This window comes from Anaerolineae bacterium (assembly GCA_013178015.1).
Lineage (GTDB): Bacteria > Chloroflexota > Anaerolineae > DRVO01 > DRVO01 > Ch71.
In genome coordinates, this window is record JABLXR010000054.1 from 1 (window position 1) to 25,526 (window position 25,526).

Annotated in this window: 26 protein-coding genes; 6 read left to right on the forward strand and 20 right to left on the reverse strand. The window is 65.8% G+C overall.

Translation table 11 applies throughout. The annotated features are described in order from the left end of the window. Window positions 1-270 precede the first annotated feature (270 nt). On the forward strand, window positions 271-984 hold the full coding sequence (locus HPY83_16810; GenBank protein NPV09606.1) for a response regulator transcription factor: 714 nt from the start codon (window positions 271-273) through the stop codon (window positions 982-984). Window positions 985-1,022: 38 nt separating this feature from the next. After that, complete coding sequence (locus HPY83_16815; protein ID NPV09607.1) at window positions 1,023-1,427, forward strand: acyl-CoA thioesterase; 405 nt, start codon at window positions 1,023-1,025, stop codon at window positions 1,425-1,427. 48 nt (window positions 1,428-1,475) lie between these two features. On the opposite strand, the gene gcvPB is transcribed toward HPY83_16815, so the two are convergent. From gcvPB to gcvH, 3 genes are read right to left on the reverse strand one after another with little or no spacing between them, the layout of a single operon-like run. Then, window positions 1,476-2,906 carry an aminomethyl-transferring glycine dehydrogenase subunit GcvPB gene (gene gcvPB, locus HPY83_16820; GenBank protein ID NPV09608.1) on the reverse strand — a complete coding sequence of 477 codons (1,431 nt, stop codon included), beginning with the start codon at window positions 2,904-2,906 and terminating at the stop codon, window positions 1,476-1,478. Continuing rightward, window positions 2,903-4,246 (reverse strand): aminomethyl-transferring glycine dehydrogenase subunit GcvPA, encoded by a 1,344-nt coding sequence (gene gcvPA / locus HPY83_16825; GenBank protein NPV09609.1) that lies wholly within the window; start codon window positions 4,244-4,246, stop codon window positions 2,903-2,905. The genes gcvPB and gcvPA overlap by 4 nt, the downstream gene beginning before the upstream one ends. A gap of 3 nt (window positions 4,247-4,249) precedes the next feature. Then, window positions 4,250-4,648: a glycine cleavage system protein GcvH gene (gcvH, locus tag HPY83_16830; GenBank protein NPV09610.1), complete on the reverse strand. Its 399-nt coding sequence runs from the start codon at window positions 4,646-4,648 to the stop codon at window positions 4,250-4,252. A gap of 327 nt (window positions 4,649-4,975) precedes the next feature. Between gcvH and HPY83_16835 the strand changes: the two genes are divergently transcribed. Next, on the forward strand, window positions 4,976-5,905 hold the full coding sequence (locus HPY83_16835) for a YvcK family protein (protein NPV09611.1): 930 nt from the start codon (window positions 4,976-4,978) through the stop codon (window positions 5,903-5,905). Between the two features lie 95 nt (window positions 5,906-6,000). Then, the gene (gap, locus tag HPY83_16840; protein ID NPV09612.1) at window positions 6,001-7,014 is read left to right on the forward strand and encodes a type I glyceraldehyde-3-phosphate dehydrogenase; all 1,014 of its coding nucleotides are present in this window, start codon (window positions 6,001-6,003) and stop codon (window positions 7,012-7,014) included. Between the two features lie 123 nt (window positions 7,015-7,137). Here gap and HPY83_16845 read toward each other — a convergent pair whose 3' ends face one another. From HPY83_16845 to HPY83_16925, 17 genes are all read right to left on the reverse strand, one after another. Beyond that, window positions 7,138-7,974 (reverse strand): LysM peptidoglycan-binding domain-containing protein, encoded by an 837-nt coding sequence (locus HPY83_16845; GenBank protein NPV09613.1) that lies wholly within the window; start codon window positions 7,972-7,974, stop codon window positions 7,138-7,140. Window positions 7,975-8,137: 163 nt separating this feature from the next. Beyond that, window positions 8,138-9,325, reverse strand: coding sequence for a CinA family nicotinamide mononucleotide deamidase-related protein (locus HPY83_16850; protein NPV09614.1), 1,188 nt, complete (start codon window positions 9,323-9,325; stop codon window positions 8,138-8,140). Further along, window positions 9,303-9,647: a phosphoribosyl-AMP cyclohydrolase gene (hisI, locus tag HPY83_16855; protein ID NPV09615.1), complete on the reverse strand. Its 345-nt coding sequence runs from the start codon at window positions 9,645-9,647 to the stop codon at window positions 9,303-9,305. Before hisI ends, HPY83_16850 begins: the two co-directional genes overlap by 23 nt. After that, complete coding sequence (gene hisF, locus HPY83_16860) at window positions 9,644-10,399, reverse strand: imidazole glycerol phosphate synthase subunit HisF (protein ID NPV09616.1); 756 nt, start codon at window positions 10,397-10,399, stop codon at window positions 9,644-9,646. The genes hisI and hisF overlap by 4 nt, the downstream gene beginning before the upstream one ends. A 2-nt stretch (window positions 10,400-10,401) precedes the next feature. Beyond that, the gene (hisA, locus tag HPY83_16865; protein NPV09617.1) at window positions 10,402-11,181 is read right to left on the reverse strand and encodes a 1-(5-phosphoribosyl)-5-[(5-phosphoribosylamino)methylideneamino]imidazole-4-carboxamide isomerase; all 780 of its coding nucleotides are present in this window, start codon (window positions 11,179-11,181) and stop codon (window positions 10,402-10,404) included. A 2-nt stretch (window positions 11,182-11,183) separates the two neighbouring features. Further along, window positions 11,184-11,762, reverse strand: coding sequence for an imidazole glycerol phosphate synthase subunit HisH (hisH, locus tag HPY83_16870; protein ID NPV09618.1), 579 nt, complete (start codon window positions 11,760-11,762; stop codon window positions 11,184-11,186). A gap of 38 nt (window positions 11,763-11,800) precedes the next feature. Continuing rightward, window positions 11,801-12,388: an imidazoleglycerol-phosphate dehydratase HisB gene (gene hisB / locus HPY83_16875; GenBank protein NPV09619.1), complete on the reverse strand. Its 588-nt coding sequence runs from the start codon at window positions 12,386-12,388 to the stop codon at window positions 11,801-11,803. 3 nt (window positions 12,389-12,391) lie between these two features. Then, the gene (locus HPY83_16880; GenBank protein NPV09620.1) at window positions 12,392-13,720 is read right to left on the reverse strand and encodes a hypothetical protein; all 1,329 of its coding nucleotides are present in this window, start codon (window positions 13,718-13,720) and stop codon (window positions 12,392-12,394) included. A gap of 6 nt (window positions 13,721-13,726) precedes the next feature. Beyond that, complete coding sequence (hisC, locus tag HPY83_16885) at window positions 13,727-14,806, reverse strand: histidinol-phosphate transaminase (GenBank protein NPV09621.1); 1,080 nt, start codon at window positions 14,804-14,806, stop codon at window positions 13,727-13,729. Window positions 14,807-14,861: 55 nt separating this feature from the next. Beyond that, window positions 14,862-16,214: a histidinol dehydrogenase gene (gene hisD, locus HPY83_16890; protein NPV09622.1), complete on the reverse strand. Its 1,353-nt coding sequence runs from the start codon at window positions 16,212-16,214 to the stop codon at window positions 14,862-14,864. Beyond that, window positions 16,211-16,900, reverse strand: a complete 690-nt coding sequence (locus tag HPY83_16895) for a histidinol phosphate phosphatase domain-containing protein (GenBank protein NPV09623.1) — start codon at window positions 16,898-16,900, stop codon at window positions 16,211-16,213. Before HPY83_16895 ends, hisD begins: the two co-directional genes overlap by 4 nt. Window positions 16,901-16,916: 16 nt before the next feature. After that, on the reverse strand, window positions 16,917-17,954 hold the full coding sequence (gene ltaE / locus HPY83_16900) for a low-specificity L-threonine aldolase (protein NPV09624.1): 1,038 nt from the start codon (window positions 17,952-17,954) through the stop codon (window positions 16,917-16,919). A gap of 100 nt (window positions 17,955-18,054) precedes the next feature. Continuing rightward, window positions 18,055-19,461, reverse strand: coding sequence for a 4Fe-4S dicluster domain-containing protein (locus HPY83_16905; GenBank protein NPV09625.1), 1,407 nt, complete (start codon window positions 19,459-19,461; stop codon window positions 18,055-18,057). Window position 19,462: 1 nt separating this feature from the next. Next, window positions 19,463-20,404 (reverse strand): methylenetetrahydrofolate reductase, encoded by a 942-nt coding sequence (locus tag HPY83_16910; GenBank protein NPV09626.1) that lies wholly within the window; start codon window positions 20,402-20,404, stop codon window positions 19,463-19,465. Beyond that, window positions 20,401-21,069, reverse strand: coding sequence for a hypothetical protein (locus HPY83_16915; protein NPV09627.1), 669 nt, complete (start codon window positions 21,067-21,069; stop codon window positions 20,401-20,403). Before HPY83_16915 ends, HPY83_16910 begins: the two co-directional genes overlap by 4 nt. Further along, window positions 21,062-21,478 carry a hydrogenase iron-sulfur subunit gene (locus HPY83_16920; protein NPV09628.1) on the reverse strand — a complete coding sequence of 139 codons (417 nt, stop codon included), beginning with the start codon at window positions 21,476-21,478 and terminating at the stop codon, window positions 21,062-21,064. The genes HPY83_16915 and HPY83_16920 overlap by 8 nt, the downstream gene beginning before the upstream one ends. Then, the gene (locus HPY83_16925) at window positions 21,479-24,433 is read right to left on the reverse strand and encodes a CoB--CoM heterodisulfide reductase iron-sulfur subunit A family protein (protein ID NPV09629.1); all 2,955 of its coding nucleotides are present in this window, start codon (window positions 24,431-24,433) and stop codon (window positions 21,479-21,481) included. Between the two features lie 254 nt (window positions 24,434-24,687). Here HPY83_16925 and HPY83_16930 point away from each other — a divergent pair, with 254 nt between their 5' ends. Together HPY83_16930 and HPY83_16935 are read left to right on the forward strand one after the other, a co-directional pair. Then, the gene (locus HPY83_16930; GenBank protein ID NPV09630.1) at window positions 24,688-25,053 is read left to right on the forward strand and encodes an Hsp20/alpha crystallin family protein; all 366 of its coding nucleotides are present in this window, start codon (window positions 24,688-24,690) and stop codon (window positions 25,051-25,053) included. Between the two features lie 118 nt (window positions 25,054-25,171). Next, the coding region (locus HPY83_16935; GenBank protein NPV09631.1) for an LON peptidase substrate-binding domain-containing protein at window positions 25,172-25,526 on the forward strand (355 nt) is incomplete at its 3' end.

The window sequence follows — 25,526 nt, forward strand, 5'->3', positions numbered from 1 at the left end:
CTTTCAAGTCCTGCCTCCAACCACGCTAACCATCACCGCCTCTGTGCTCCCCGCAGACCTTACCCCTACCGCCAACCCTGCCATTAGGCACGCCCAGCCTGCCCCAGGACTTGTGGGTAATCACCAGATCTGTGGGAGCGGAGACGCCGAGTGCCCAGGGTCGCCCAATCCGGAGAAGCAAGGGGGCACGGCCAGACGGCGGAACGGGGAGTTGACTGCCACCGCCCGCCTCCATAGACTGCGCCAGAGGGGTCGCCGCCGGAGGTTAGGATGAGCGTTGAGCGGGAGCAGAAGCTAGTACTGCTCGTAGATGACGACCGGGACCTGGTCTCGATGCTCCGCATAGCGCTAGAGCACGAAGGCCTAGCCGTCTGCGCCGCCTACGATGGGCGTGAGGGCCTGAGGCAGTTCTACGACCGGAAGCCCGACCTGGTGGTACTGGACATAATGCTTCCTGGGATGGACGGATGGGTGGTCTGTGAGCGCATCCGCGAGATGTCGAACGCTCCTGTGCTCATGTTGACTGCCAGGAGCAAAGATGAGGAGGTCGCCCGAGGTCTGTATCTGGGCGCTGACGACTACATAACCAAACCCTTCGGGGTGTCGGAGTTCATCGCTCGGGTGCGGGCCGTAGTGCGCCGCTCAGACCAGTCGCCCAAGCTCCCCTCGCAGTCGCTTCTTACCATCGATAAGCATCTGAGCGTGGACTTGGCCAAGAGGCGGATCATCGTGGATGGCCGCCCGACCCAGACGCTCTCGCCCACGGAGCAGCGCCTGTTGGCGGTGCTGGCTGCCCATGCCGGGGAAGTCGTCCCTTCAGAGGTGCTGCTAGAGAGGGTGTGGGGCGGAAGCGCCTCGCGCTCTTCCGGTCACCTCAAGACATACATCCACTATTTGCGCACCAAGATAGAGAAGGACCCCACCCAGCCCCGGTACATACTTACGGAAAGGGGCGTGGGCTATCGTTTCAGTTCCTTGGCCTGATGCCGACGCAGAACGGGCCCGCCACCGCAGGCGGAGGAGTGACGACCCGCGTACGGGTGCGTTACGCCGAGACCGATGCCCAGGGCGTCGCCTACCACAGCAACTACCTTATATGGTTCGAGGTGGGCCGCTCGGAGTACTTCCGCCAGGTAGTGGGCGATAGCCCCGCCGAGTTCTTCCGTCGGTACGGCATGCCCGTGGTGGAAGCGAGGGTCCGCTATCGTGCCCCGTGCCGGTACGATGACGAGCTTGTCATCTTCACTCAGGCGTCGCAGGTACGCAGCCGCTCCATCCGGTTCGATTACGTCATATCCCTCTGCGACGTTCCCTCCACGCTGGTCGCGGAGGGGCACACCGTGCATCTCTGTGTGGACTCATCTGGAGCGCCTTGCCGCATCCCGGATGAGGTGAGACTGCCCCTCGTCGAACGCCTCCCCGGCTGACCAGGTGGCCCCTGACACCGGCAGGGGCCACCTGATCGGTCGGAGGCGTCAGTGCTCCCAGCGCAGCCGAAGCTCGCGGGCAGCTCGCACCTCGTCCAAGCGGCGGACGGGGGCGCGATGGGGAGCCTGGTGCAGGAGGCCGGGCTGGCTGCGGGCTTCCTCGGCGATGGTCTCCATGGCCTCAGCGAACGCGTCCAGCGTCTCCCGGCTCTCCGTCTCCGTCGGCTCGATCATCAGGGCTTCCCGGACGATCAGAGGGAAGTAGTTCGTGGGCGGGTGAAAGCCGTAGTCTATCAGGCGCTTGCTCACGTCCAGGGCGCGCACGTCCGGGGCGCCGGGGATGCGTCCCTCCAGTACGAACTCGTGCATGCAGCGTCGGTCGTAGGGCAGAGGATAGGTCTTCTTGAGGCGTTCTTGCAGGTAGTTGGCGGCGAGGACCGCGGTTACGCTCACATCGCGAAGGCCTTCCTCGCCCAGCATGCGGATGTAGGTGAGAGCCTTCACCATCACCGCGAAGTTACCGTAGAACGACTTCACCCGGCCGATGGACTTCTCAGGCATTTCGAGTCGGTAGCGATCGCCCTCGCGCACCACTATTGGTCCCGGCAGGTGCGCTGCCAGATCCCGGCGGACGCCTACGGGCCCCGAGCCCGGGCCTCCTCCGCCGTGCGGGGTGGAGAAGGTCTTGTGCAGGTTGAAGTGCATGATGTCGAAGCCCAAATGGCCCGGCTTGGCTACGCCCATGAGGGCATTGAGGTTAGCGCCGTCCCCGTAGACCAGGCCGCCACACTGGTGCACCAACCGGCACACTTCCTCCACGTGTTCGTCGAAGAGGCCGAGCGTATTGGGGTTGGTGAGCATAAGCCCGGCGACCGTGTCATCGCACTGGGCCCGCAGCGCCTCCAGGTCCACATTACCCCGCTCGTCTGAGGGGAGCTGCACCACCCGGTAGCCGCTCATGGTGGTGGAAGCGGGGTTGGTGCCGTGGGCCGAGTCGGGTATGAGGATCTTGTCCCGGTGGGCCTGGCCTCGCTCCCTGTGGTGGCTACGCATGATAAGTATGCCAGCGAACTCCCCTTGAGCCCCGGCTGCCGGCTGTAGGGAGACGGCGTCGAAGCCCCCGATCTCGGCTAGCATCTTCTGGAGCTCCCACATGAGCTGCAGGTTCCCCTGGACGGTCTCCTGCGGCTGGAGGGGGTGAGTGCGAACAAAGCCGGGCAGCGCGGCCGCTTCCTCGTTCACCTTGGGGTTGTACTTCATGGTACAGGAGCCCAGAGGGTAGAACCCAATGTCCACCGCGTGATTAAGCTGCGAAAGCCGCATATAGTGGCGGACCAGGTCGACCTCGCTGATCTCCGGAAGCGGGAGGTCGTCGCGCATCCACTCCTCGGGCAGAGGAGCCTCCGGAACGTCGAGCGGGGGCAGAGACGTGGCCGTCCGTCCTGGTCGGCTGAGCTCGTAGAGGGTCTTCTCGCTCATGACGGGGCTCCCAGCACGTCCACCAGGCGGTCAATCTGTTCCCGAGTGTTGAGCTCGGTGACGCAGAGGAGCATGCAACCCTCCAGTTCGGGATACGCCTCGCCCAGGTCGTACCCGGGAATGATGCCCTCCGCCAGCAGAGCTCCGCCGACCTCGGAAGGAGGCCGCGGGCAACGGACGACGAACTCATGAAAGAAACGATGGGACAGGACGTCGTAGCCAGTCAGTCGTCCCACCCGAGAGGCGGCATAGTGGGCCTTGTGGTAACAGGCGGAGGCAACCGTCCGCAGCCCGGCCGGACCCATAGCCGCCAGGTAGACCGCCGCTGCCAGGGCGTTGAGGGCCTGGTTGGTGCAGATGTTAGAAGTAGCCCGCTCGCGGCGGATGTGCTGCTCGCGAGTGGCAAGGGTGAGCACGTATCCACGGTTGCCGTCTAGGTCCACCGTCATCCCCACCAGGCGCCCGGCCATGCGCCGGACGTGATCCGTCCTGGTGGCGAAGAAGCCAAGATAGGGACCGCCAAAGGACAAGTGGTTGCCGAGGGGCTGGCCCTCACCTACGACGATGTCGGCTCCGTACTCCCCGGGTGGCTGGAGCAGGCCCAACGAGATGGGGTTGACGGCCACCACTAGAAGGGCGCCTGCCTGATGTGCCGCGTCGGCCAGCAAGCGGACCTCATCCAGACTGGGCACGGCCCCCAGGAAGTCGGGCACCTGGATGACCACCGCCGCTGTGTCTTCATCCACGATGCCGGCCAGGTCGGGAAGAGAGAGGCCGGGCTGCTCGTCGCCGGTGAGCTCGAGGCCCATGCCCTGGGTATAGGTGCGGGCCGTCTGGCGGTACTCGGGGTGAACCGTGCGCGAGATCACGCCCTTGCGCCGGCGGCCGCGGTGAACGCTCAGGGCCATGATGAGGGCTTCGGCCAGGGCGGTGGCCCCGTCGTAGTGCGAGGCGTTGGCGGCGTCCATGCCGGTGAGGTCGCAGATCAGGCTCTGGTACTCGAAGATGGCCTGAAGAGTGCCCTGGCTCACCTCGGGCTGGTACGGGGTGTAGGCGGTGTAGAACTCCCCGCGGCTAAGCACGTGTTTCACTACGCTGGGGACAAAGTGGTTGTAGGCTCCCGCTCCCAGGAAGCAGGGGTGTTGGTCCAAGTTCCAGTTGCGGTGGGCTAGCTGAGCCAGCTCCGCCAGGACTTCCGGCTCGGAGAGCGGCGGCGGCAGCTCTAGCGTCGGGAACCTTCGGGCCTCGGGAACGTCGAGGAACAGCTCCTCGACACTCGCGACGCCTACTCGCCGGAGCATGGTCTCCCGGTCGTCGGCGGTGTGAGGGACGAAGGGCATCGCCTACTCCTCTTCGGTCAGCTGCTGAATCAGCTCGCTGTAGGAAGCAGCGTTGCGCAGACGTTCGAGCTCGGCGGGATCGGACATCCGCACCTTTATGAACCAACCGGCACCGTAAGGTTCCTGGTTCACCAAGCCGGGGGTAGACTCGAGCTCACTGTTGACTTCGACCACCTCCCCGCTGACGGGGGCGTAGCAGTCGCTAGCGGCCTTGACCGACTCGACCACGGCATACACCTGACCCTGCTCGAAGTTGTCTCCCACCTCAGGTAGCTCCACGAACACAATGTCGCTCAGCTGATCCTGGGCGTAATCGGAGATGCCGAAGGTAGCGATGTCCCCGTCGGCGCGGACCCAATCGTGGGTCTCGGTGTACCGGCAGGAGTTGTCAATTCTGGTCATGATAGCCTCCTGGGAAGTATGGCTGCCGAGAGCGCAGCGAACGCAGGGAGGAGAGCGAGCGACCGAGCGAGCCGGTCAGAATGACAGGCGAGGGCGGAGACGGTCTGGCCGACAGAGCTCACTCCTCTGGATGTGTCCGAGATCTCGACGCTAGCGCCGTGGAACTGGTCCGCTATGCACATTCTCCTTCTGAGGGAGCGTCCACGGGCCTCTGCTCGAGGGGCGATTATAGGTACTGGTGAGGGCCGGTGTCAACGGCGCTTGACGGCGCGCCCCTGCCTCCCTATAATGCGCAAGGTTTGGCCGCAGGCGGCCAGTGGTTGAGTTATGGTTCGACGTGTTGTGGCAATTGGCGGCGGGACGGGTCTGTCAGTCCTGCTCAAAGGGCTCAAGCGCAGCGACGTTGATCTCGCCGCGGTGGTGACCGTGGGCGATGACGGCGGAAGCTCGGGGAGGCTGCGGCGTGAGTTGGGCCTGCTCCCCCCGGGAGACTTCCGCAGCTGCATTGCGGCCCTGGCGGATGACGAAGCGCTCATGACTCAGCTTCTCCAGTACCGGTTCGGCGATGGTGCCCTGGGCGGACATGCGCTGGGGAACCTGTTGCTCGCGGCTATGGCGGATCTGACCGGTTCCTTCGAGCGAGCTGTGCTCGAGACCAGCAGAGTGCTCAACATCCGGGGGCAGATCATGCCCAGTACGCTCGAGGCCGTCTCGGTGTGTGCTCAGGTAGCCGATAGTGGCAGCGAAGGCGGAGGATCCCGCACGGTACGGGGAGAGAGCCGAGTCGGGGCGGCGGGGCCGGGTATCCGACGGGTGTTCCTAGAGCCTGGAGCGCCACCAGCGTACCCGGGGGCAGTGAGGGCCATACTGGCTGCCGACCTGATCGTATTGGGGCCGGGCAGCCTCTATACCAGCGTGCTGCCCAACCTGCTTGTGCCGGGGATCTGCCAAGCTGTTCGAGCCAGCGGGGCGGTCAAGGTGTACGTGTGTAACGTAGCCTCGCAAGCGGGTGAGACGGACGGTTACAGCGTCCAGGAACACGCCGCCGCCATTGAGGAGAACGTCGGCCCGGGCACTTTCCACTACGTGCTGGCCAACAACTGCTGGCCAGACGGCGCAAGGGTGGCCTACGTGCGGCCGGAGAGCGGTAGGGCGCTGGGGCAAGCTCTCGTACTGGCTGACCTAGTGGACGAGCGGGTGCCCTGGCGCCATGACAGCGCCAAGCTAGGGCGAGCCCTGCTGGACTTCATAGGCTAGACGGGTGGCAACGCCGCCATGCACTGGCAGTTCAGCGCATGGCGTTCCTATCAGGGTACGGCTCGACCGTATCCGTTCACATTCGGGAGGACACAATGGCACTGAACGTCGGCATCAACGGATTCGGTCGCATTGGGCGGCAGGTACTGAAGGCGCTCATGGACAACTACAGGGACGAAGTCCGGGTGGTAGCGGTCAATGACATCACCGATGCCAGCACCCTGGCGCATTTGCTGCGATACGACTCCAACTACGGCATCTTCCCCGAGTCCGTCGAAGTTAGGGACGGCTCGCTGGTGGTAGGTGGCAACGAGATCGTGGTGCATGCGGTGCGCAACCCGGCCGAGATCCCCTGGGGCGATCATGGCTGCCAGGTCGTGGTGGAGTCCACCGGCCTCTTCACCGACGCCAGCAAGGCCTCGGCGCACCTGCGAGACGGGGTGAAGAAGGTGATCATCTCCGCCCCGGCGAAGGGCGAGGACATTACCATTGTGCTGGGCGTCAACGAGGACCAGTATGACCCGGCCAAGCACAACATCATCTCCAATGCCTCTTGCACCACCAACTGCCTGGCCCCGGTAGCCAAGGTGGTCAACGACCAGTTTGGCATCGAGCGCGGCCTCATGACCACCGTGCACGCCTACACCAACGACCAGCGTATTCTGGACTTGCCCCACAGCGACCTCCGGCGCGCCCGCGCTGCCGCGATCAACATCATCCCCACCACTACCGGTGCCGCCCGGGCCTTGGCCCTGGTGATCCCGGAGCTGAAAGGTAAGTTCGATGGGATGGCCCTGCGCGTGCCCACTTCCACCGTCTCTCTGGTGGACTTCACGGCCAACGTGAGGAAGGCAGCGACGGTGGATGCTGTCAATGCGGCGTTCAAGGCGGCGGCCGAGGGGGCCATGAAGGGCATCCTGGGCTATTCGGATGAGCCGCTGGTTTCCATAGACTACAAGGGCAATCCTCTATCCTCTATCGTGGATGGCCTGAGCACCATGGTGCAGGACGGTACCATGGTGAAGGTGCTGGCTTGGTATGACAACGAGTGGGGCTACTCCAGCAGGGTGGCCGATCTGGTGAAGTACATAATGGATAAGGGCCTCTAGGCTGCGGACGTCCGGGCCAGAGACTGAGAATTCCGGAGCACAGGCCAGCAGCCCGCGCCTCACCAGGCGCGGGCTGCTCCTTCTCTGTGCCGTGACGGTTTGGCGGAAAGTGGGCGCGGCCTCTCAGGGTATAATCAGCGTCTGGCCGACCTGGAGCAGGTTGGGGTTCTCCAGGGCGTTGACCAGAGCTATGTCCTGAGCGGCGACATCGTACATGACCGCCAGTGACGAGAGCGAATCCCCAGGCTGGACCACATGGGTGCGGCGGGGGTTCACGCCGGCGGCCTGGACCCTGTTGCTCGGGGAGGGGAGCGTGCCCCCTGCCGGCACGATAAGGACCTGGCCGACCTGCAGGTAGTACCCGTTGGTGAGGCCGTTGGCGCGCATTAGGGCGTCCACTTCCACGCCCAGGTGCTGGGCGATGCTGTAGAGGGTGTCTCCCGGCTGTACCACGTACTGCTGCGCCCCGATGGGTATCTCGGGCAGGGGGATGGTGAGCACCTGTCCCACGTAGATGACGTTGTTGGTGAGGTTGTTAGCCTGGACTATGGCTTCCATGCGCGCACCGTACTGCAGGGCGATGCTCAGCACGGTATCACCCCAACCCACGGTGTGGGTGATGTGGCGCGGCTCCGGCGTTGGGGTGGGCGGGTTGGCCGGTACTTGCAGAGAGGTGGCCGAGTAACCCGAATCTGGCGTAGGCAGGGGTGAGTCGCCGATCGAGGCTAGAGCAGAGGCCTCCTCGATGCCCCGCTGAGGCCCGGTCGAGGGCGGTTCTGACACCTGGGCCGAGAGCGACGGCCGGCCCGTGGCCAGCGACAGGGACTCCGGCGGCGCGGGCTTGACCTTGGTGCAGCCGCCCGCCGAGACAGCCACCACCACTGCTAGTAGGCACGTCAGTGTCCGCGGTAGGCGCGTCACCGGACGCGCCATTGCACTGAAGACTCGCCTGTATGGCATCTAGGCCCCCTGGAACGTTCTTGTGGCCGAGGGGCATGCCCCCCCGCGCCCTCTAGTGAATGCAAAGACCGTGCCAGCGGCCTGGGATGGATCGCACGCGTAGCGCCCCAGGTCTTCGTGGCGATCACCTGCGTCGCGACAGCGCCGGGGTGCGGCGAATGCCTTAGGTCTGCTGAAGGGCTCTCCAGAGGGCGAACAAGGAGTGGTTGACGACCCAGGGCTGGAGCAGCCCGGGGTGGCTGCCGAAGGAGAAGGCTGCTGTGTAGGTACGATCGGGCGCGAGCACTGCCACGGCTGCCCTTCTACCTCGTTCCTCGGTGGCCTCAGCGAGCGGTTCGGCGGCTAGGCTGGCGAGGACGACGGCACAGCCCGTGCGTGCCCGGAGCGCTTCTGCTGCCTGGAGAGCCTGAGCCTCTTCGGCGTCCCCGGACCACTCCGCCAGCATGTGCTCCTGAACCAGATCTGCGTCGGCCTCGACTAGCTCCTGGGCTATCAGCCCCGCCGTGACCGTCTCCACCAGAGAGAGCTTCCAGCCCGGGTCACGAAGCTGGCGGACTATGACGGTGGCCAACCGCTCGTCGTCGGCACCGTAGACGTAGCCTCTGAGCCGTTCGCTGATGATAGCCTCAGCGGGGGCGATAAGGGCCCGGGCGTGCTCCAGAGTGTCGGCCTTGGCGGTGATCCGGACGTCGGTGCGCCCTGGGTGAGCCGACAGGCCTACCGTAGGGTTGGAGTTCTCCATCAGGTCCGCGATCAAGCTGTCGACCTGGCTCTCGCCCAGGCCGGCCGTGTGGAGGATACGGCTGTGGATGATGGAATCGCCCACCAGGCTGCGAATGTAAGGGATGACGGCGTTCTCCATCAGGTAGTGCATTTCCCTGGGCACGCCCGGCAACGCGATGATGAGCGCCTCTCCCAGCTCGGCCCGAAATGCTGGGGCCGTCCCCACGGGATTGGGTATGGCCGTGGCCCCTTCGGGGATGAACGCCTGCCGGCGGTTGTTATCGGACATGGTCCGGCCGAAGCGGGCGAACCGGGCGGCGATCTGCTGTAGGAGTTCCTCGGAGAAGACGAGCGGCCGACCGGTGGCGGCCGCCACTGCCTCGCGCGTGACGTCATCGACCGTGGGGCCCAGCCCGCCGGTGATGATGATCAGGTTGGCTCTGTCGGCGGCGATCTCGATGGCCGAACGAAGGCGGCGGACGTTGTCCCCAACGGTGGTGTGGAAGTAGACGTCCACTCCCAGGTCGCGCAGCTTCTGAGCGATGTAGGCGGAGTTGGTATCCACTGTGTCGCCCAGGAGGAGCTCGGTGCCCGAAGCGATGATCTCAGCGGTCAGGGGGCGTGCCATTGTCCCTTAGTTCCCGGTAGAAGCAGGAGTATTGGCCGGTGTGGCAAGCAGGTCCGGCCGGCTCCACCAGGGCGAGCAGAGTGTCGGCGTCGCAGTCGTACAGCAGGCGCACCAGTCTCTGCACGTTGCCCGAAGTAGCGCCCTTGTGCCACAACTCCTGCCGGGACCGGCTCCAGAAAACGGTCTCGCCCTTCTCCAAGGTCAGCCGCAGCGACTCCGGACTCATGTAGGCCATCATGAGAACGTCCTTGGTGCGGGAATCCTGGACGATACAGGGCGCCAGGCCCCGGTCGTCCCACCTGATGAGGGAGGCGACACTCACAGCCTCACCTCGACGCCTTGTGCCGCCAGATACTGCTTGAGCTCCGGGATGGCTATCTGCTTGTAGTGGAAGACTGAGGCTGCCAGGGCGGCGCTGGCATGGCCCTCGGTGAGCACCTCCAGGAAGTGCTCCGGCTTCCCCGCCCCACCGGAAGCGATGACCGGGATGCTGACGGCATCGGCCACGGCGCGAGTGAGCTCTAGATTGTAGCCAAGCTCGGTGCCGTCGCGGTCCATGCTGGTGAGCAGGATCTCGCCCGCCCCCAGGCGCTCCACCTCTCGCGCCCACTCGATGGCGTCGAGCCCAGTGGGGACGCGCCCGCCATCTATGTAGACGTGCCAGCGACCGTCTTCCCACTTGGGGTCAATGGCCACGATGATACATTGAGAGCCAAATCGCCTGGCACCCTCGGTGATGATCTCCGGGGTGCGGACGGCGGCGCTATTGATGGAGATCTTGTCCGCGCCAGCGCCGAGTATGCGCCGCATATCGTCTACGGTGCGGATGCCTCCTCCTACGGTGAAGGGGATGAAGACGGCTTCCGCCACCTTCTGCACCATGTCTACCACCGTGCCGCGCCGCTCGTGGCTGGCGGTGATGTCCAGAAAGACGAGTTCATCGGCACCCATCTCGCTGTAGGCCGCTCCCTGCTCCACCGGGTCCCCGGCGTCTCGCAGGTTGAGGAAGTTGACTCCCTTCACCACCCTGCCATCCTTCACGTCCAGGCAGGGAATGATCCGCTTAGCTAGCATGCTCACTCTCCTTCCTCCGATGCCCGTGTGCTTAGCCGGGCCGAGGTCTCAATGGCGTCAGCGAGGTTGAGCGCCCCAGTGTACAACGCCTGGCCCACGATCACGCCGGCCAAACCCTCAGAGGCGCGACGGGCTGCTTCGGCCACGTCGGGCAGCCCGGCCACGCCGCCCGACACGATCACCTGAAGTCCGGTGGCACGGGCGAGGGCGGCCGAGGCGGCCACGTTGGCGCCCACCAGCATTCCGTCTCGGCTAATGTCCGTGTGTACCACAGTGCGCACCCCATAGCCGCGAAGCTCCAGCCCCAGGTCTTGCACCGGACGGCCCGAGCTGCTCACCCAGCCATGAGTGCGGACCACCCCGTCGCGAGCATCGAGCGACACCAGCACCCGATCGGCCCCGAAGTCGCTGAGGGCTTCCTGAACCACGTCGGGGCGGGTCACCGCCACCGTGCCCAGTATCACGCGGGCGACCCCGAGGTCGAGTAGTCGCCCCACAGAGGCGGCGCTTCGCACGCCGCCGCCGAACTGCACCGGTATTCGGACGGCCCTCAAGATGGCGCGCAGGGCTTCCACATTGGGGCCGGACCAGGAATCGCCCGCGTTCAGCGCTCCGTCCAGGTTCACCACGTGCAGCCACTGGGCGCCAGCATCCTGCCACCGGCGAGCCACGTCGTCGGGCCGGTCGGAGTACACCATCTCGGCGGCTACATCGCCCTGGCGCAGGCGAACGCAGCGGCCGGCACGCATGTCAATGGCGGGGAAGACGGTGAAAGCAGCCATCGCTAGAGCGAACTCACGTAGCGGTGCAGCATGCCCAGACCTACCTGCCAGCTCTTCTCGGGGTGGAACTGCACCCCACAGACACTGCCTCGAGCGCAGATGCTGGCGAAGTGGAACTCGTAGTCGGTGGTGGCCACCACGATGTCCCGGTCCGTGGGTTCGGGGTAGTACGAGTGGGTGAAGTAGGCGTGCGCCCCGTCCCTCAGGCCCTCGACCAGGAGATGGGGCCGACGGAGGTGAAGCTGATTCCAGCCCACGTGAGGTACCACCAAATGCGAAGGGAAGCGAACGACCTGGCCCGGGAACACGCCTAGCCCGCGGTGTTCGCCCATCTCTGAACTCCCTTCGAAGAGCACTTGTAGCCCTACGCATATCCCCAGGAGGGGTACTTCGCGTTCGACTGCGTCCAGCACCAAACGATCGAAGCCGAGACTCCGCAGATGGTCCATGGCGTCACCGAAGGCGCCCACTCCGGGAAGCACTAGGCCGTCCGCCGTCCCTACCTGGTCCGGCTCAGTGGCTATGCGGGCCCAGGCACCCGCTACCTCAAGGGCCTTCTGCACGCTGCGGAGGTTGCCCATGCGGTAGTCCAGTATGACGACGGCGGGCCTCGTCTGGCTCACAGGAGGGATCCTTTGGTCGAAGGCACGCCGGTGCGTCGAGGGTCGGTGGCCACCGCGTCGCGGAGGGCCAGGGCCACGCTCTTGAAGGCAGATTCTACGATGTGATGCCCATTGGTGCCCGCCAGTTGCCGCAGGTGAAGCGTTACCCCGGCGTTGGTGGCGAAGGCTCGCATGAACTCCGCCACCAGCTCGGTGTCGAAGTCGCCGATCTTGGCGGCCTGCAGGCACAGATCCAGTTCAACGTGTCCTCGGCCGCTCACGTCCAGTGCAGCCAAGACCAGGGCTTCGTCCATGGGAGCCAGAGCCTGCCCGAAGCGGCGGATGCCCTCGCCTTCTCCCAGAGCCTGGCGGAGCGCCTGGCCCAGGCAGATGCCCACGTCTTCCACGGTGTGGTGGTAGTCTACCTCCACGTCTCCGGTGCAGGTCAGCTCGAGATCTATGAGGCCGTGTCTCGCCAGCTGGGCCAGCATATGATCCAGGAAGGGAACGCCGGAGGCAACGCTGTGGCGGCCGCTCCCATCGAGGATGAGGGCCAGGGTGATGTCCGTCTCAGTCGTCTTGCGGCTGACCCGACCGGTACGCACGGTCTAGCCTCCTTGGCCGTTCCGGCCGCGGAACTCCGCCACTTGCTCCGCCAGGGCGGCCAGTTGCTGAGAGATCTGGGAGTTGGCCTTGCCGACCGCTCGCTGCATCTGTTGGAGAGCGGCGACGAACTCGTCGGTAACGAGCTCGCTCCGCTCCTCCAGTAGGCGCGCCCGCTCCTGTGGCGCGGCTCGCAGAAGCTCGTTGAGCAGGCGGAGCTCGGGCGGGGCCTTCTCCTCCATGATCTTGGCGGCGATGGCGCCTACCGAACCCAGGGCGCGAGCCGTGTTCTCATCGTTCCGACGGCGGGCTTCGGCGATGTTCATATTCAGGACGGCAAAGAAGGCTTCGTCCAGACGTTCCGAGTTCTGACGCAGGTAGTCCTCGAGCGCCGGCTGCGAGATGGCCTGTCGCAGGAACTCCGCCGCCTGGGTGAGGGCTTGCCTGTCCTCTTCCTCCAACTCATCCAGCATCTGGAGGATGGTAGCGCGGGCGCGGGTGAGGCGCTTGGCCTCGATCTCGTTGCCCGCCTCCTGGGCCGCATCTATGCGGTCAGCGATCTGAAGGAAGAAGTGGTAGTCGAGGACGGGACGGACGGCCGCCACCATCGCCCGCAGCCGCTCCTCATTGCGCTCGTTGAGGAGCACCTCTAGGAGCTCCCGGCGTTGCTCGGCGGCATCCGCCTCCTCCTGTGCCGCCTCCTCGGGCGCCACTGCCGCTCGCAGCTGGCGGCGGAGCGAAGCCAACGCCTCCGCCATCTCCTCATCCCCCTGAGCCTCAGCCTGCCGAATCCAGGTGTCCAGAACGTCGAAGAAAGTATCGTCGAGCTGATCGAGGCTGGCCTCGATGGCGTTCTGCAGCTCCTCCGGCGTCTGCGAGGAGAGAAGCCGTTCCAGTAGAGCAGTCCGCTGCCGTCGGGCTTCGATCTCCTCCCGAGTGAGGCCGTCCGCCAGCATGATGTCATCGGCCAGGCTCTGGAGGGTAAGGTACATCTTGGGCTGTAGCATGTAGCCCTTGCGCTCCTCCGGTGGCAGATCAGACATGAAGCGGTTAGTCAGCGCCCCCACCATCTGTTGCTGGTGAACGTCGCTTCTGGCGGCGCCCATGGGCATGAAGACAGCAAACATGGGCTTGCTGGCATCGTGATAGAGCACAGGAACAGCCAGCATGATCTGATTCTGGCACTGAGGACAAGTGGTGATGTTGAGCCTCTCCTGTACCAGGAGTTGCTTCAGGTGCGGCTCGCTCTGGGCATCCACCGACTGATGGACCTGCCGGGTGTATCGGTGCCCGCAGACGGGGCAGGTGATCTGAGTGGGCGTTAGGAGACCCATAACACGTTACTCCTGACTGGCTTCGGTGGTGGCCAGTTCCGCCAGCGCCTGGCGCAGCGCCAAGATGGCCACCTCATTCTGTTCCGGCCGGCCGACGCTGATGCGGATGCAGTCGGTGAGGCCGGGCTTGTTGTAGTAGCGGACGAGCACTCCCTGCCGCTCAAGGTGCTGCTTGAGCGCCACCGACGGAACCCCATGCACCCGGCATAGGATGAAGTTGCTTCGGCTGGGGTAGGGATGCACCCCCGGGAGGGCGCTGAGCAGATCTCGGAAGCGTTCGCGCTCGGCTACGATGCGAGACACGTTAGCCATCAAGTAGTCGCGTTCAGCAAGCGAGACCAGCGCTGCCTCCTGGGCCGCCACATTTATGCTATAGGGGGGCTTGATCTTCCACAACTGGGCGGCGATGGGGATAGGGTAGACCCCGTAGCCAATGCGCAGCCCGCCCAGGGCGGCCCATTTGCTGAACGTCCGCAGCACCACCAGGTTCCAGTGCTCGGGCACCCAGGAGACAAAGCTCTCCCCGGAGAACTCGGCGTAGGCCTCGTCGAGCACGACGATGACGGGCAGGTGGAGAAGGCGTTCCAGATCCTCGCGGGCGATAAGGCTGCCGTCGGGGTTGTTGGGGGAGTTGATGAAGAGCATCTTGGCGCCCCCGGCGGCCACGGCTCGTTCCACCCCCGCCACGTCTACTGAGAAGTCCTGCCGCCGGGGAACGTCCACCAATCGTCCGGCGCACAGGGAGGTGTTGTAGGGGTACATGCCGAAAGTGGGAGGGAGGTTGACCACGGCATCCCCGGGGAACACGAACAGCCGCATCGTCAGGTCTATAAGCTCGTCGGAGCCATTGCCGAAGACCACGTGCTCCCGGCTCAGGCCCAGGTACGGCTCGATGGCCTCACGCAACAGCGTCTGCTCCGGGTCGGGGTAGATGTTGTAGCGGCGACACTCGGCCAGGGCGCGATACACTGAAGGTGCCGGGCCGTAGGGGTTCTCGTTGGCATCGAGCTTGACGATCCGGTCAGGGGGCAGCCCCAGACGGCGCGACAGCACCTCGAAGGGCACTATGGGGGTGTACTCCTCCATTGTCGCTATGTCTGGCCGAAGGAGCCGGCCTAAGCGTTCATCCGGAGCGGTGCTGTCAGTCAGTGCTTTCACCTCCGCGAAGCATTATGGCATCGCGATGGAAGGTCAGGCCCTCCGCTTCAGCCAGGATGGCACCGGCAGGGCCAATCTGGGCTGCCTCAGTAGCCCCGATGGCGAAGATACTGGTAATCTTCACGAAGTCCCACACATTGAGGGGGCTGGCGAACCGGGCGGTGCCGCCTGTCGGCATTATGTGGGAAGGCCCCGCCACGTAGTCTCCCAAGGCCTCGGAGGAAAGGTGGCCGAGGAACACCCCGCCGGCGTGGCGGACACGGGGCAGCAGGCTCCACGGGTCCCGCACCAACAGGCAGAGATGTTCGGGGGCGTATTCGTTGGCGAGCGCCATGGCCTCGGACAGGCTGCGACAGAGCACCACTCCGCCGCGGTTGGCTAGGGACTCGACCGCAAGCGAATCGCAGGCATGGCTGAGGCGGGCGTTGACCTCGCGGGCGAGGGCTTCGATCAGCTCTGATGAGGTAGTCAGCACCAGGGCGGTGGCCATAGTGTGCTCAGCCTGGGCCAGCATGTCGGCTGCTACGGCTGCCGGGTCGGCCGAATCATCGGCGATGATGAGCGTCTCCGTAGGGCCGGGCAGGCTCTCGATACCCACCGAGCCGTAAAGCGCCTTCTTGGCCAGGACCACGAAGACGTTTCCCGGGCCCACCACTTTGTCCACGCGGGGAATGCTCTCGGTTCCCAAGGCCATGGCAGCGATGGCCTGGGCGCCGCCTACCCGGTACACGCGCTCCAGCCCCAAGACGGCGGCGGCCGCCATCACCACGGGGTGCGGCAGGCCTGTCTGAGGCTGAGGGGGCGTGCACACCGCGATCTCGTCCACGCCCGCTACCTGGGCTGGGACCGCAGCCATGATGAGAGAGGAGGCCAGGGGAGCCGTGCCTCCGGGCACGTAGACCCCCACCCGCTCCAGAGGTAGCACCATCTGACCCAGGGCCCCTTCTTCCTGCCAGTGTAGCCACGAGTGCCGCGGCTGGCGCTGATGGAAGGCGCGCACTCTCTCGGCCGCCACTTCCAGCGCCAGGCGTAGGGCCGCTGGGATCTCCGTGAGGGCAGCCCGGAGCTCGGAGGGAGGCACGGCCAAATCGTCCAGCAGCACGCCGTCAATGGTGCGGGAGTAGTCCCGGAGAGCGTCATCGCCGCGTCGTCGCACCTCGGCGATGATGCGGTCCACCGCTTCCTGGGCGGAGACAGGCGCGCCGAAGAGGGCTGCCAGGCGCTGGAGAACAGCCTCCGGCAGTTGGGCTTCCGGTAGGGGAGCGCGTCGGAGGATGCTGGCTCGCGCCGCCTCCACGTCGGTAATCACCCGGAAGGGAGCAGGCACTGACGTCATCCCTCCGGCAGAGGGTAGCGCTCCAGGCACCGCTGCACCAGCTCCCACGGGTTGGTGATCAGGGCACGCTGGACCTGCTCCTCTTTGAGTCCAGCCCCGGCGGCCACGGCGCTGGCATGTGCCTGCCCGAACATGTCGGCCGGGCTGTGAGCGTCCGAGTTAACCAGCAGGTTAGCTCCCATCTCGAGGGCTAGGGCCGCTAGGCGTCCGTTGCCCAGAGCATGGCCGGCGCGCCCACTCAACTCCAGATAGACACCATTCTCCACTGCTGCTTCCACCGTACGGTGTTCGATCAGGCCTGGGTGAGCCAGGACATCCACGTCGGGACACTCAGCGGCGGCGAAGTTGGTGCCGTTGCGCACTGGCTCCACGATGGTCTCGCCGTGGACAACCACCAGCTGGGCTCCCAGGGCTCGAGCTCGGCGGGCCATGGGGGCAACCAGGACCGGGGGCAAGTGCGTAAGCTCCACTCCCACCACGAAGGTGATGGGGTAGAGGGGAGCCTGCTCGCGAGCGAAGCGGATCATGGCAGGGATCACGATCTCCATGTTCGAGGCGTCGCAGTGATCGGTGATGGCGAGCGCCTCGTATCCGAGCGCGACCGCCCTCCTCACCGCCTCCCCAGGGATCAGCTCACCGTCGCTGAAGGTGGAGTGCATGTGCAGGTCAATGCGCTGCCGGGGCATGCGGGCACGTCTCCTGTCAGGGCGCAGCCGCGGCTGATATGGCGGCCACGGCCGCGTCAACATCAGCTTCGGTTATGCCGTAGTGAGTCACGGCTCGGAACTTAGTGCCGCCTGGCTGCGAGACCAGCACTCCCCGCTCCTTGAGGCGGCTGAGAAACTCAGTCGGATCGTGAGGGCTCTTGGAGCCGAGCGTGAAGTAGATGATATCGGTCGGGTAGAGTTCCGGGTCAATCTCTATGTAGGGGGACTGAGCCAGCCCGTGGGCCAGCCGCTTGGCGTTGGCGTGGTCCTCGCTCAGGCGGTCTATCATTTCGGTCAGGGCCACCACTCCAGCGGCGGCGATCACCCCAGCTTGCCTCATGCCCCCGCCGACCACCTTGCGCCACCGGCGCGCCTCCCGGATGAAGTCTCGAGTGCCGCAGATGACTGAGCCCACTGGGGCAGATAGGCCCTTGGAGAGGCAGAACTGCACCGAATCGCACTCGCGGGCTATGCGCGAGGCCGGCACCCCCAGGGCCACCTGAGCGTTGAAGATCCTGGCTCCGTCGAGATGTACCGAAAGACCGTGCTCGTGGGCCAGCTGGCCGAGAACGTCCATCTTCTCCACCGGCACGGCGGACCCGTTACACCGGTTGTGGGTGTTCTCCAGGGCGAGCAGGCGAGAGACGGGATAGTGCACGTTCCAGGGCTGGCGTATGGCTGCAAGCACATCGCCGGGATCGAGCGAGCCATCGGGGAGGTTGGGCACGGCCCGAGTATGGATCCCTCCGAGAGCGGAGACGCCGCCGGCCTCGAACAAGTAGATGTGAGCCACGTCACCGAGGATCATCTCGTCCCCGCGCTGGCAGTGGGTGAGACAGCTCACCAGGTTGCCCATGGTGCCGCTGACGACCAGAAGCGCCGCTTCTTTGCCCAGCTTCTCCGCTGCCAGCTCCTCGAGTCGGTTCACCGTCGGGTCTTCGGCGAAAACGTCATCACCGAGCTCGGCCTCGTACATGGCCTTGCGCATGGCGGGGGTGGGCTGGGTAACGGTGTCACTGCGAAGATCTATCATGTTGCCTCCCGCGATCCTCCAGAACCCAAAACTGAACGCGGGTCAGAGGCTGACCCGCGTCGTTGCCGACTCAGCGGTCCCCCTTCAGGTCAGCTCATGGTCACTGCGGCGATCCTGCCCTCTCGCGAACGAGCGGCCGCGGGTCCACGAAATGGCTTCCCAGGGCCAGCTTTGCCTCCGGCAGTCCGAACGCCAGACCCATGACCTGAGTGAAGTATAGGACCGGCATATTGTAACGCACGTCGTGGGTGCGCGCTATGTTGCCCTGTCTGGTATCCAGGTTCGTGTGGCACAGGGGACAGGCCACCACCACCGCGTCCGCACCGACGGCGCTGGCGTCATCGAGGATGCGCCGGGTGAGGTCGAGGGCCAGGGGAAGCTGGGTGATGCTGTGGCTCACGCCACAGCACTCCACTTTGTAGGACCATTCCAGCACCTGACAGCCTACAGCCTCCATCAGCTGCTCCATATCGCGCGGGTCTTCCACCTCGTCTTCCTGGGTAAGATAGGAAGGGCGGGTGACAGCGCAGCCGTAATAGCAGACGACCTTCAACCCGCTGAGGGGCTGCCGGACCCGCTGTCTGACCGCGTCCAGACCGATCTCCCGGGTCACAGTCATAAGGGTGTGCTGCACGTCCAGGGGATGGGCGACGTCGGCCCCCGTTTCCTCGGCTATGCGTCGGGCTAGTCCCTCATCGGCCGAGACTGCCTGCTGGGCGGCGCGCGACCGCAGGTAGCAGGAAGGGCAGGGCATGGTCACGCTCTGCGCTCCCATGCGCTGCAAGAGGGCCAGGTTGCGGTAAGGCAAGAGGGCAGCCAGGTGCTCATCGGTGGAGTGCGCCGGGGTAGTGCCGCAGCAGCCCCAGCCCTGGGGTTCCTGAAGGGGCCGGCCCAGAGCCTCAAACACGGCTCTGGCACTCTGGTCGTACTCCTTGCTGGTGCCGTGCAGGCTGCACCCGGGGTAGTAGGCGATGGCTCCCGGCTTCAGTGGATCCGGGCGGGCGCGCCCGGACCGGTGGGGCAGCGGGGGGAGCTTTCCTCTCTGTAGCATTCCCAGCCCCACGGGAAGGTCCAGGCTCCAGAGCTGGCGCAGGTCGAGCCGGCCGCGCAGGAGCAGGCTCAGGTAGAGCCGCGCCATCAGCCCCAGCTCGTACATACGGCCGAAGAGGCGGATGCCGGAGAGGGCAGCGCGGTAGAATAGGGGAACGGCAGGAACGGCCGCCGGCCGGCGCTGGCGCTGCGCTCGGATGCGCAGGAGATCTACCACGCGCACGATCTCGATTCCCTGAGGGCACCTCTCAGCGCAGGCTTCGCACTGAGCGCACTGCCACATCATGCGGCTGTCTAGCACTTCGTCAGCCCTGTCGTGCTGCAGGCGCCGAATCATCTCGTGCGGGTAGAGGTCGTAGTACTCGGCCACCGGGCAAGACGCAGTGCAGCGTCGGCACTGGAGGCAGAGCTTCACGTCCACCCCCGTCTCGGCCAGTATCTCCTGAGCGACGGACACGCTAGTTCTCCTGTGACTGAGCCAGCTCAGGACGAGGCAGCAACCCGGCACGAGAGGTGATCTCGGACACTGCCTCCTCCCACTCGATGGCCATGATGTGTACTCCCGCGACTCCGGGGATCTCTCTCACTTGCTGGATCACCTCGACGCAGATGTTGATGCCCTCGTCGGTCCGCTTCTCCCGTGGGGCTTTGGACATCCGCCGCACTATCTCGTCCGGCACGTCCATCCCGGGCACGTTGTTGGCCATGTAGCGGGCGGCGCCCACCGACTTGATCGGCCCAACTCCGGCCAGGATGTAGACCTTGTCGGTGAGGCCCAGGTCGCCCACCCGGGTCATGTATTCTCGGAACTTGGGCACGTTGTAGATGAGCTGAGTCTGGATGAAGTCGGCGCCGGCGGCGACCTTCTTGGCCAGCCGGTAGGGCCGGAAGTCGAACGGATCGGCGAAGGGGTTAGCGGCAGCGCCCACGAACATGCGCGGCGCTCCCTCGGCTTCCTCCCCGTTCATCAGCACTCCCCGGTCGCGCATGTCGCGGACGGCCTTGATGAGGTGTATCGAATCTAGGTCGTACACGTTCTTGGCCTGAGGGTGATTGCCGAAAGACTGGTGGTCGCCCGTGAGGCAGAGCACGTTACGAATGCCGAGGGCGTAGGCACCCAGGATGTCGGCCTGGATGGCCAGCCGGTTGCGGTCCCGGCAGGTCATCTGCATGACCGGTTCCAAGCCGCCTTGCCGCACCAGGAGGGCGGCGCCAATGCTCGACATCCGCACCACCGCCGTCTGGTTGTCGGTGAGGTTAACAGCGTCTACGTAACCACGGAGGAGCTCGATCTTCTTGGTGACGACTGCGGCGTCGGCGCCCTTAGGTGGCCCGAGTTCGCCGGTGACGGCAAAGTGGCCCGCGGCCAGGACGGCTTCGAGATTGGTGCCTGCCTTCATAGACGCAAGTCCTCCCTCACGATGCGCCGCTGCCCCCCGTCTCTGGACGAGCGCCAGTCCTTCGGCTCAGCGCATCGGTTCATGAGATCGAGCCGGCCAAGGGCGGCCAGCCGGTCGTAGATGAGTTGCCAGGCGCAGTTGACCTCGGGGTTGACTTCACAGTGGCCGTCCTGGGAGCCGCCGCAAGGGCCGTTGAGCATGCTTTTGGCGCAACGGGCGATGGGGCATATGCCCGCGGTGGTATCCAGGATGCAGTCGCCGCAAGCCTGACAGCGTTCGTCGAAGACCCCATGTTCCACCGGTGCTCCCAGGAAGCAGGTGTTGATCCCGGGGACGGTGAGCTTCTCCGGATACCTTTCGTTCATCACCTGGCAGCCGATCCCACAGGCGGTGCTCACCACCAAGTCGGCCCAAGCCACGTCGTCTTCGACTTCCTGTACGAACTCGGGCTCGCACTGCCGCTGGGTCACAGCATGCCGCACCTCTCGGGGGCGGCCTGCGATACGCTCCGCCACCCGAAGCGCGCCCGCCAGAGTGCGAGCTTCCTTCTCCCCGCCGGCAAAGGACACGGCGACACAGGTGCCGCACCCCAGCACCAGCACTCGCCCCGCCTCACCGAGCAGTCCCTGAATCTCCGACAGGGGCTTCTGTTGCGCTCTAATCACCTGCGCTGCCTCCCGACTTGAGCGGGCTCTGGCCCAGCTCTGTGATGTGCTGCACGAACTCATTCACATGGGTGCGGAACTGAGACGGCTGTCCCAGCCCCGTCTGCCAGAGGGCTAGCCGGCCCCGCCCAAGGCCTATCTGCTCCAGGAAGTCTTGCATGGCCTGGAAGCGACGCGAGGCGCGGGCGTTGCCACCCTGGTGGTGGCAGTTTCCTTCCTCGCAGCCGACCAGCAGAACCCCGTCGGCGCCGGCCTCGAACGCCGCCAGGACCACATCGGACTGCACTCGGCTGATGCAGGGGAACTCGACTACGTGCACTTCCGCCGGAATGTCCATGCCCTGGGCTACGGCCAGCTCCCGAGGCACGGCTCCGCAGTAGGAGCAGCTGAAGAGCGTAACCTGAGTCACCTATGACACCTCCTGCAGAGCGCGGTAGTAGGCCGCTTCGCCGGCCGACACGGCTGCCGTGTCGTAACCGGCCAGGGTGATGGCGTCCTGAGGACACTCTGCCACACAGGCTCCGCAGCCTTCGCAGGCTAACGGGTTGATCCAAGCGGCGCCGGCGATCCCGCCCACGCCTACTGCAGCCGCGTCAACGTCGGGCACGCCGTAGGGGCAAACCCGGACGCACGTCAGACAGGCCACGCACTTCTCGGGTGCGACCTGGGCCACCCGGTGCCACGGAGGTCGTGCTGGCGAGGCGAGCAGGTTCAGGACGTCCTGGGCGGCGCCCAGGCCCTGAGCCACCGACAGCTCTAGCGGCTTGGGCCCTTGGGCCAGTCCGATCACGAACACGCCTCGCCTCGAGGTGGAGAACGGGGCCACCTTCGCTTCCTTGGAGGCGAAGAAACCATCCACGTCCAGCCCGTCTAAGGGCAGCCGCTCCGCGAGCGAGGCCGACTGGGGCCGAGGGACGATGGCCTCCGCCAGGACCACCAGGTCGGCGGCGGTGATGATCGGCTCGCGCAGGGCAGGATCGTACCAGGAAACGGATACGTCGCTGCCGCTCACCTCGACCCTGGGCCGGCGATCAGGCGTAAACCGAGTGAAAGTCACCCCCTGCCGGCGGGCCTCGGTGTAGTACCGTTCGCGAGTGCCCACGGTCATGGTCTCCCGCACCAGCACATGGACGGTGGCTGAGGGGTTGGCGCGTTTGAGGCGAAGGGCATTTCGCAGGATGCCGTCGCAGCAGGTGCGGGAGCAGCGCCATGCCAGCGAGGAATCCTCGTCCCAAGGTCCCACGCAGGAGACGAAGACGGCGGTGCCCACGTCCTCTAGGCAGGTGGAGTCAGCCTTCAGTCGGGCCTCGAGGTCAAGAAGCGTCAGGATCCGGCCTGAGCTACCCAGGCCGTAGGCGGTGCCTCGGTGCTCGATGGCGCCCGTGGCCACGATGAGGGCGCCGTGCTCTAGCGTCTCTGTTCCTTCAGGTGTCTCGAGGGTGCTGCGGAACCGGCCGAAGGTCCCTCGCGTTCGTCGGACGCGACTGGAGGTCAACAGCCGGAGATTGGGGTGCCGCCGCGCCTTGCCCATGAGCACCTCTAGTTCGGCGGCCAGATCCTCGCCGGTCAGCGACTCCGGCACCCGGGCCAGGTTGCCGCCAATTTCCTCCTCCTGCTCGACCAGGACCACGGGGCGACCGCCGTCGGCTAGGTGGAGGGCGGCGACCAGTCCGGATGCCCCTCCGCCCACCACCAACGTGGTTGGGCAGACAGCCGGGGCGGCCGGTTCCTGTGGCTTGAGGGTAGAGGCCCGCGTCACCGCAGCTCTAAGGAGCGCGACCGACCTGCTCCCCTTCCCGGTCCATTCTGAGTCGGTGGGCAGCGCAACGTACTCCAGCGACTGCCAGCCTAGCCCTGCCTCGGCCAGGGCAGCCTCGAATGCTCTCCGGTCCGTCCGGGCGGAGCCGGCGGCCACCACGACGCCCGATGCGCCCGTGGTAGCCATCCAGCGAGCGAGGGCGGAGCGGTCCGCCGCGGTGCGCGGGAGCGGGAGGCAAGTAGCGGCCTTCACCTCTGGCCACGCCTGTGCCACTCGGGCGAGGGCGCTCGGCCCATCACTGGCGTCGTCCGCGCTGGAACTGGCGACTATGACCGCCACTCCCTCGCTCCCTTCACGGACGGGCACGGCAGGTGGCGGTGCGGGAGCGGCCTGCTGCAGCGAGGCGATGGCCAATGCCGCGGCCGCAGCGGCCTCCGCGGTGGCATCGGCCATGTCCTTAGGTCCCGAGGCTCCACCGCAGGCGAATACGCCCGGGCGGGAGGTCTCGCCCGGGCGGAAGGCACTGGTGCCAGGAAGGAACGGGACCTCTGCGGTGCTGGAGCCCAGGAGAGCCAAAGCGTCGGTGGCCGGCTCCAAGCCCACTGACAGGACTACCATGTCGAACCGCTCGGTAACCAGTTCGTCCCGGTTGTTGACGTAACGGAAATAGAGCTCGCCCGTGCGGGCGTCGCGCTTGAGCGAGGAAGGCCGGCACCGCTCATAGGCGATGCCGTATTGCTCCCGGGCTTGGGCGTAGCGGGAGGCGAAGCCCTCGGCAAAGACCCGGTCGTCCATCATGAAGACCTTGCACTCGACTTCGGGGTCCGACTGCTTGGCCAGGACTGCTTGCTTGGTGGCATACATGCAGCAGAAGGCAGAGCAGTAGTCGCGGTCCTCGTCGCGGGAGCCGACGCACTGGAACCAGGCGATTCGGCGAGGGCGTTGCCCCTGCGGCCCCACTATCTGGCCCTCCATGGGTCCGTTGCGAGAGACCATGCGCTCGAAGTCCAGGCCCGTGAGGACGCCCGGGAACCGGCCGTAGCCGAACTCTCCGGCGCGGGAGGCGTCGAAAAGGGCGCCTCCGGTGGCGAGGATAACCGCTCCCGCTTCCAGTGTGAACTCCGCCGGCCCGGCGGACTTGCCGGCGACAGCCGCGGAGGGCCCGAACCCAGGTGGGAGCGGCCCCTCGTCCAGCGGCCCGCGGGATAGGAGCTGGGCAGGGGTGCCGCGGAGGCTGTCCCCCTCCACCCGCCGGACGCTCACCCGGAACGCCGGGTATTCGCCTTCGATAGCCAGCGCTTGGCACCCGGTGTGCACGTGTAGCAGGGAGTGGGGGCAGAGCGCGTTGAATTCGGGGCCTATCGCTGGGCGCGGGCAGCCCGATCCATGATCGTCCCCCGATCGGCACAGGAGGCAGGCACCCGTGGGGAACATGAACCCCAGCCAGGCCGGCAGGCCACCGAGGGTGGGAGCTCGTTCCACGATGTGGGTCTCGACGCCGGCCCTCAAGAGGCGCTGGGCAGCTGCCATTCCGGCAAAGCCGCCGCCGATAACCACGGCGGCGGCCCCAGGGCGGCCAGGTGGGGGGAGTGGAGACGTCTGCATGCGACTTCCTCCCGCGTTGTCGCCGGGCGCCGTGTCCCTCTTCGGGGCGCACAGAACCGCCGCGAGAGGCCGAAGCTGCTCGCGAACGACGGACGCCCGACGTTGAGAACTGCTTATAGGGATGATATACTAGAGTGGGTATGCGAACAACCCCGCGGGCCGCCGGCAGGCGGCGCAGTCTGTGTGTTAGGCCGACGGTAGCGGGTTATCTGAGCCGGGTCGGGGACCCGCGGAGTTGAGGGAGTTCGTCCGAGATGGCCTGGAACGCTACGAGCCGAGCCGTGTGGCAGCCACCGACAGACGTCTACGAGACGTCGGATGAGATCGTGGTGCGCGTAGAGGTCGCCGGGGTGGACCCGAGACAGGTCGAGATTCAGCTCTCCGAGCGGGTTCTTACTGTCTCCGGGGTCAGGCAGGACGCTCAAGAGAAGGTGGGTTACCACCGCATGGAGATTCTCCATGGGCCCTTTCGAACCAGGGTAGTCCTGCCCCGCCGCGCGGATGCGGCCCGGGTGCAGGCTGAGTATAGGGATGGCTTCCTCTTGGTTCGGGTGCCGAAAGCGAGCCCGATTAGGGTCAGGGTCGAGGGAGTGACGGCCACGAGCGACGGCCCGAAGTAGAAGCGTCGCCGAGGGCAAGAGGATTGTCGGAGCGTCAGCGCTTATGACGGATGGCAATGACAGAGTGGGGCCTTCTCGGGAGCTGGAGGGATCAGCCTCCGAGCAGAGCCAGGTCGCGGTGAACAGCATAGAAGAGCAGATGCCTCTGGAGGCCGACGAGGGCTCGGAGACTGCTGAGCTCGAGCTTCTGGTCTCGGACATGGTGGTCTTTCCCACCACTTTCCGGCCGCTGGGGATTTCGGACCCGGCCAAGGTCCGTCTCATAGACGATGCGGTAGTGAACCGCCGACCCATCGGAGTGGTGCTGCGCCGCGGGGAGGGGGATGAAGAGAGGGGGCTGGCCGAGGACGACCTGTATCGCGTGGGAACGACCATCGTGGTGCATCGGATGGTGCGTCAGCCAGATGGCAGCCTGCGGCTGATGGTTCAGGCGTTGGAGCGATTCCGGATCGTCGAGTTCTTGAGCCTGGAAC

What these genes read in the sequence shown, in the direction of transcription:
- HPY83_16810 (NPV09606.1), top strand. Translation starts at nt 271, where the DNA reads ATGAGCGTTGAGCGGGAGCAGAAGCTAGTACTGCTCGTAGATGACGAC.
- gcvPB (NPV09608.1), bottom strand. Translation starts at nt 2,906, where the DNA reads ATGAGCGAGAAGACCCTCTACGAGCTCAGCCGACCAGGACGGACGGCC.
- gcvPA (NPV09609.1), bottom strand. Translation starts at nt 4,246, where the DNA reads ATGCCCTTCGTCCCTCACACCGCCGACGACCGGGAGACCATGCTCCGG.
- gcvH (NPV09610.1), bottom strand. Translation starts at nt 4,648, where the DNA reads ATGACCAGAATTGACAACTCCTGCCGGTACACCGAGACCCACGATTGG.
- HPY83_16835 (NPV09611.1), top strand. Translation starts at nt 4,976, where the DNA reads ATGGTTCGACGTGTTGTGGCAATTGGCGGCGGGACGGGTCTGTCAGTC.
- gap (NPV09612.1), top strand. Translation starts at nt 6,001, where the DNA reads ATGGCACTGAACGTCGGCATCAACGGATTCGGTCGCATTGGGCGGCAG.
- HPY83_16845 (NPV09613.1), bottom strand. Translation starts at nt 7,974, where the DNA reads ATGCCATACAGGCGAGTCTTCAGTGCAATGGCGCGTCCGGTGACGCGC.
- HPY83_16850 (NPV09614.1), bottom strand. Translation starts at nt 9,325, where the DNA reads ATGGCACGCCCCCTGACCGCTGAGATCATCGCTTCGGGCACCGAGCTC.
- hisF (NPV09616.1), bottom strand. Translation starts at nt 10,399, where the DNA reads ATGCTAGCTAAGCGGATCATTCCCTGCCTGGACGTGAAGGATGGCAGG.
- hisA (NPV09617.1), bottom strand. Translation starts at nt 11,181, where the DNA reads ATGGCTGCTTTCACCGTCTTCCCCGCCATTGACATGCGTGCCGGCCGC.
- hisH (NPV09618.1), bottom strand. Translation starts at nt 11,762, where the DNA reads ATGGGCAACCTCCGCAGCGTGCAGAAGGCCCTTGAGGTAGCGGGTGCC.
- HPY83_16880 (NPV09620.1), bottom strand. Translation starts at nt 13,720, where the DNA reads ATGGGTCTCCTAACGCCCACTCAGATCACCTGCCCCGTCTGCGGGCAC.
- hisC (NPV09621.1), bottom strand. Translation starts at nt 14,806, where the DNA reads ATGGAGGAGTACACCCCCATAGTGCCCTTCGAGGTGCTGTCGCGCCGT.
- hisD (NPV09622.1), bottom strand. Translation starts at nt 16,214, where the DNA reads ATGACGTCAGTGCCTGCTCCCTTCCGGGTGATTACCGACGTGGAGGCG.
- HPY83_16895 (NPV09623.1), bottom strand. Translation starts at nt 16,900, where the DNA reads ATGCCCCGGCAGCGCATTGACCTGCACATGCACTCCACCTTCAGCGAC.
- ltaE (NPV09624.1), bottom strand. Translation starts at nt 17,954, where the DNA reads ATGATAGATCTTCGCAGTGACACCGTTACCCAGCCCACCCCCGCCATG.
- HPY83_16910 (NPV09626.1), bottom strand. Translation starts at nt 20,404, where the DNA reads ATGAAGGCAGGCACCAATCTCGAAGCCGTCCTGGCCGCGGGCCACTTT.
- HPY83_16925 (NPV09629.1), bottom strand. Translation starts at nt 24,433, where the DNA reads ATGCAGACGTCTCCACTCCCCCCACCTGGCCGCCCTGGGGCCGCCGCC.
- HPY83_16930 (NPV09630.1), top strand. Translation starts at nt 24,688, where the DNA reads ATGGCCTGGAACGCTACGAGCCGAGCCGTGTGGCAGCCACCGACAGAC.